Origin of the sequence: Mycobacterium sp. SMC-18 (genome assembly GCF_045310895.1) — a bacterium.
Classification (GTDB): domain Bacteria; phylum Actinomycetota; class Actinomycetes; order Mycobacteriales; family Mycobacteriaceae; genus Mycobacterium.
The window spans coordinates 1-1709 of sequence record NZ_JBJIAL010000114.1; the positions used below are offsets into that span (position 1 = coordinate 1).

Sequence of the window (1709 nt, forward strand, 5' to 3'; positions counted from 1 at the left end):
GCACCGACACGGCCTGAACATCTCCGCCCACCTCAGCCCCGTCCCCGAATTCCCACCACCCCAGGGGACTTAGCCAGTTCGTCAAGCAACTTGAGTCCGCGTGCGGTCACCCAGTCGGGTCGAACCGGTGGTAGATCAGGGTGCACCATGGCACTGTAGTACTAGTACTACAGACATTTCTCGGATGTGCACCGTTACTTGTGGGCGTGCCCACCCGACCAAGCCAGAATGATCCGGAGCGCGTGGTGGCATGGGAGCGCCGACGAAGGTCGGTCGGCAAGCGAATACGTGAACTCCGCGTCGAGCGAGGCTTGACGCAGGAGCAGTTGGCCCATGATTCGGGCGTGGACCGGTCCGTTCTGAGCGGCGTGGAGAGCGGCCTGCGCGGGTTACTTTACGAGCGACTGTTTGACATTGCCGACGCGCTGGGAGTTTCTGCGGCTGAATTGATGGTAGATCAGTAGACGAGCTTGCCGCACCAAAGGTGGTCAGCGCCGCACGCCATTCTCGGCCACTTCACAAAGGCGGCCGATGGGAGCTTGAAGTGATGAACGCGTGGAACTATCGAGTTGTGCAGTCGCTTGATAAAAGCGAGTACTTCGTAGCGGAGGTGTACTACGACGGCGACGCGCTGAGTTGGGTCGACAACTCGCGCGACTGCCTCCGGTGGGACAATTACGATGACTTAAAGGCTGCAGTCAAGTTGATGCAGAAGGCATTTGACAAGCCGCTCCTGTGGTTGCAGGAGGGCGACCGACTCATTGAGGTCAATTCCACCTGAGAAGAGACATCGAGAGGCGGCGTTACCGATTTGGGCGCCGCGGTCATTGCGCAGTCAGACGGGTGAGACCGAAAGGGGTCTGCTGCACGATCAGGTGACAATTTGCGTCACGCGGCCTGACTGACCGGCGTGGTCATAATTGCTTCGAATTCGATCGGGGTCAACCGCCCGAGGGCGAGCTGACGTCGGCGACGGTGGTAGGTGCGCTCGATCCAGGTGACGATGGCGATGCGCAGCTGCTCTCGGGTGTCCCACCGGCGGCGGTCGAGGACGTTCTTCTGCAGCAGGCTGAAGAAGCTTTCCATCGCAGCGTTGTCGCCGGCCGCCCCGACACGGCCCATGGAGCCGACCATGCCGTGATGGTGCAGGGCCTGGACGAACTTTCGGCTTCGAAACTGGCTGCCTCGGTCGCTGTGCAGAATGCAAGCGGCCACATCACCCCGGCGTGCAACTGCACTCCTGAGCGCGGTTGTAGCCAGCCGGGATGTCATCCGTGAGTCGATTGAATAGCCCACGATGCGGTTGGAGAACGTGTCCTTGATCGCGCACAGGTAGAGCTTGCCTTCACCGGTGCGATGCTCGGTGATATCGCTGAGCCACAACGTGTTTGGCTCGCTGGCGGTGAAGTCGCGCTCGACCAGATCATCGTGCACTGGCGGTCCGGGTTTGCCGTTCTTGCCACGCCTCTTGCCGAACACACTCCACAACTGCTGCTGAGAGCAGATGCGCCAGGCGGTGCGCTCGGCCATCGGCTCGCCGGCGTCACGGGCCTCCTCGACCAGGTAGCGGTAGCCGAACTCCGGGTCCTCGCCGTGGGCGTTGAACAACGCGTGAGCGCGATAGGCCTCAATGAGGCTCTTCACAGATGAGGGTGTAGAGGTGGTTGGCGCGTCGTTGCCGGGATAGAGGTCGAGGTCTCTCGAAAATG

The 1709-nt window shown here is 61.3% G+C and carries 3 protein-coding genes; 2 read left to right on the plus strand and 1 reads right to left on the minus strand.

Annotated elements, in window-relative coordinates; all coding sequences use genetic code 11:
- Positions 1-206 precede the first annotated feature (206 nt).
- The gene (locus ACJH6J_RS30295; protein WP_103799481.1) at positions 207-464 is read left to right on the plus strand and encodes a helix-turn-helix domain-containing protein; all 258 of its coding nucleotides are present in this window, start codon (positions 207-209) and stop codon (positions 462-464) included.
- 83 nt (positions 465-547) lie between these two features.
- The gene (locus ACJH6J_RS30300) at positions 548-781 is read left to right on the plus strand and encodes a hypothetical protein (protein ID WP_142394584.1); all 234 of its coding nucleotides are present in this window, start codon (positions 548-550) and stop codon (positions 779-781) included.
- 107 nt (positions 782-888) lie between these two features.
- Here the strand turns inward: ACJH6J_RS30300 and ACJH6J_RS30305 are convergent.
- The coding region (locus tag ACJH6J_RS30305; RefSeq protein WP_406805026.1) for an IS3 family transposase at positions 889-1709 on the minus strand (821 nt) is incomplete at its 5' end.

Bases quoted from the DNA above. Each gene is read 5' to 3' on its own strand.
- ACJH6J_RS30300 (WP_142394584.1), top strand. From the start codon at position 548: ATGAACGCGTGGAACTATCGAGTTGTGCAGTCGCTTGATAAAAGCGAG.